2 protein-coding genes are annotated in these 3,246 nt (G+C 34.8%); both read left to right on the top strand.

Features of this window, described 5'->3' with window-relative positions; translation table 11 throughout:
- Positions 1 to 536: 536 nt before the first annotated feature.
- Entirely contained in the window at positions 537 to 1,733 is a 1,197-nt protein-coding gene (locus NHH15_RS15335; protein WP_262067523.1) for a C39 family peptidase, read from the top strand.
- A 9-nt stretch (positions 1,734 to 1,742) separates the two neighbouring features.
- On the top strand, positions 1,743 to 2,642 hold the full coding sequence (locus NHH15_RS15330) for a hypothetical protein (protein ID WP_262067522.1): 900 nt from the start codon (positions 1,743 to 1,745) through the stop codon (positions 2,640 to 2,642).
- Positions 2,643 to 3,246 lie beyond the last annotated feature (604 nt).

Here is a 3,246-nt window from a genome sequence, read left to right as displayed (position 1 = left end):
AGAGTGGCATAAAAACTTTCGACTTTTTTTGTCCAAGGTATTGACGTAGGTCCAATATGTATGGAGCTATCTTTCCAAGATTTATTAACAGACAATTCTACAATTTCAGTGCTTAAAAGCGGACGATCTGCAGTCCACATTACTTCTAGAATTTCCACTTCATTTTTTGATAAATTCATTGCAATATATTCCTCCTTTGTATTATTGATTTATTATATAAAAAACAGAATAGATGTCAAACAATATTAAAGATTGATATTGACATAAATAGAACTAAAACGTATAATTAGAACATTGAAAAATGAAATGTATTTCTTTTAACTGTCAGATACTAAATATTGCAAACCATAATTTGCCTAAAGGATTTTACTATTTATTTAGAAAGAGAGAGTTGTGTCTATGACATTATTATTAATTGTAGTAAATGGTGCCTTGAAGATATAGAGACTATTCTGCACAAAAGTGAAGAGAGGAGGATCAAGGAAAGGTACGAGCGGAAAGTCTTATATAAATAGATGAAGAGAGGATAAAAAGAAATGAGAGCAGTGAAAAAAGTAATTGCAATTTTATTGGTAGTATTATTTTGTAGTTATCCTTTGCAAGCGTATGCAAACGAGCAAGAGGAAAATGATATTACTCAGGAAGAAAGGAATACGGAAAAAGAATTTGAAGAAGAGCCAATAGCACAAGAGGAACAGAAAGAGGAAATACCAACAATAGAGGAAGAAGAAGTAGGTAATAATTCGATATCTAAAGAGGACTGCATACCAATTATAGTAGATGAAGTTCCTTACGAAAAACTGACGACTAATACAAGAGCAATAATTGGACAATGGCTACAAGAAGCTAATGGAAGATGGTGGTTTAGATACAATGATGGAACATATCCTAAAAGTTGTTGGGCATTTATTTATGGTGAATGGTACTATTTTGATTCGGCAGGTTATCTTGTCGTTAATCAATGGTTACAACAAGGGGGATTATGGTATCACGTAAACAAAGATGGTGTTATGGCACGAGGTTGGAGATTCATTGGAACAGCGTGGTACTATTTTAATACATCAGGGGTTATGCAGCAGGGGTGGTTGCAGCAAGGAAGTTCATGGTACTATTTAATTCCAGGACATGGAGTAATGGTACAGAATGCATGGCGTCAAATAGATGGTAAATGGTATCATTTCAATTCATCAGGAGTAATGCGAACAGGAGAATTTCGAGAGGGGAATATCATTTATAGATTTTTGTCTAATGGTGTATTAGACAATAACTTTCGACAATTATATATAGCAAAAAGAAGTCAAGAAAAAACGAATTGGTGCTGGATTGCGTGCTCGCAGATGATGGGTCAGTATTATGGTCGTTCTAACACGCAAAATGAGATACATTACGCTGTTAAAGGGAATTATAATAATACCAGTGGAATGCCTAATACTATTTTGGCGGCTATTCAATATGCATCTGGCATACAACATAATTGGGATATGTCTCCGCTTTCGCTTTCGCATATAAAAAGTTTAATTAATGGAACTAAACCTAGTGTGATTTGTATGCGATGGAATAATTCTCTTAGTTATCACAACTTAGTTTTATCGGGATATAAGAATGAAAAAGTTTGTTTAGTGGATCCGACACAAGGTGCACCTACTGAATTTTATAAATATGAGGAATTGACAAATGATATTGAGATTTACAGCGGAAGAGGCAAGTACACGCAAACATGGTATAGAAAGTAGGAGGGGACTATGAAAAAAATAATTCCAATTGTTTTATTGTGGTTTTTATATGCGTTTCAAAGTGAAGCAACAAACGATGGCGTCTATATGGAGAAGGTTCAGGAGTGTGAAGAGTTTCAAAACATTTTAGATCTAGAAGAGGAAGCTATAGAGATGATACAAGAAGGGTATCCGATGACTTATCATGAAGAGATAAGTGAGAATGATATAGAGATAGATTATTCCAGAATGTATAAAGTATATGTAGATACAGGTATAGAAAATGCAAAAACTAATAATGCAGAAACGATTAAAGAATATCTTGAGAAAAGTGACTACTTTTGGAGACTCCCAGTTGATGTAAATGGAAAGAAGGTGGAAGTTGCTTATGGAAAACATAGGTATCCTTTAACGGATACGTCAAAAGCAGTAATGACAGAAGAGCAGATTGCTAGATATGAAAGTACAATGGGAATGTGGGTGTGTCAAGGTGTCTCATTAGGTGTGGAACAATATTTGTCAGAAGCTTTAGAGGAGGCGAGTCGACAGGTTGAATGCGAAGAGGCAGTTGTTGTAAAATCAATACCAGGCTTTGATTATGGGGTAGGAATTACATTTCACGATCAAAAAGCTCAAAACTTACTTGGTCTTAATCAACCATATCCACTAATAGAAGAAGAAAATATTGAAAAAATCAAGAAAAGCAGAAAATTTTCTGAAAAGAATAATTTAGAAAAAGAAGTATTTGAGTTTGAACAAGCAATGGAGTTGTCTAACGCATTTAAACCTACTGCGGGATTGGGGGGGACTTCAGGAACGCTAGATCTAACCGCTGATGGGTTTAATAAGAACAGGATACTTTTGATGGTTGGTATAGTGATTTTGGTGGGGGGCGGAGTTCTGTTTTATAAGAAAACCACTAAAAGATAAATTAAGATGTTGTTGTATTTTAATATACTAATATGGATAAGTCATAAGAGATGATTTTCTATACAAATAGAGTTGCTTAATTTCGAATGATGATGACTGGTTTGAGATAAAATCACCTAAGAATTCTTTGTTTAGGAGATATAATCTGCCCAAATAGCACACTGGAATGCATCATGAAAATACTAAAAATCAATACGTTCGGGATTTAGTTTCCTGTACGGCCACAGATGTGTTTGCCTAACAAATTGCCTAACAATTTTATTTTGAGTGTCCCATATTATGTCAATTATTTGATAAATAAGAAAAAAGGAATGGTGTGATTTCGAATCAAAGCTACTGTATCAAAAAAAATACTTCCGTTCGGGACGTAGAGGTCGCGTGTTCGAATCACGTCACTCCGATTTTAAAACCCTATAAAAGAAAGGAAAACTAGCAGGCTCTATGTCAAGTGTTGGGGTGGGATGCTAACGCATCCTGCTCTGGCTCAGGCATAGAGCCGTTTTTAATGTTTCATGGGCATATGCCTATTTTTAGATACACAAATAAAACCTACCACCAAATGTGATTGAATCTTAGTCACAATGTAATATTCGGTTGCGAAATC

Origin of the sequence: Aequitasia blattaphilus (assembly GCF_024721305.1) — a bacterium.
Taxonomy (GTDB): Bacteria; Bacillota; Clostridia; order Lachnospirales; family Lachnospiraceae; genus Aequitasia; species Aequitasia blattaphila.
The sequence above is the reverse complement of the archived record's forward strand: the minus strand, read 5'-3'. Positions and strand labels throughout refer to the sequence as shown.

Coding starts and splice junctions, on each gene's coding strand:
- NHH15_RS15335 (WP_262067523.1), top strand. CDS start 537: ATGAGAGCAGTGAAAAAAGTAATTGCAATTTTATTGGTAGTATTATTT.
- NHH15_RS15330 (WP_262067522.1), top strand. CDS start 1,743: ATGAAAAAAATAATTCCAATTGTTTTATTGTGGTTTTTATATGCGTTT.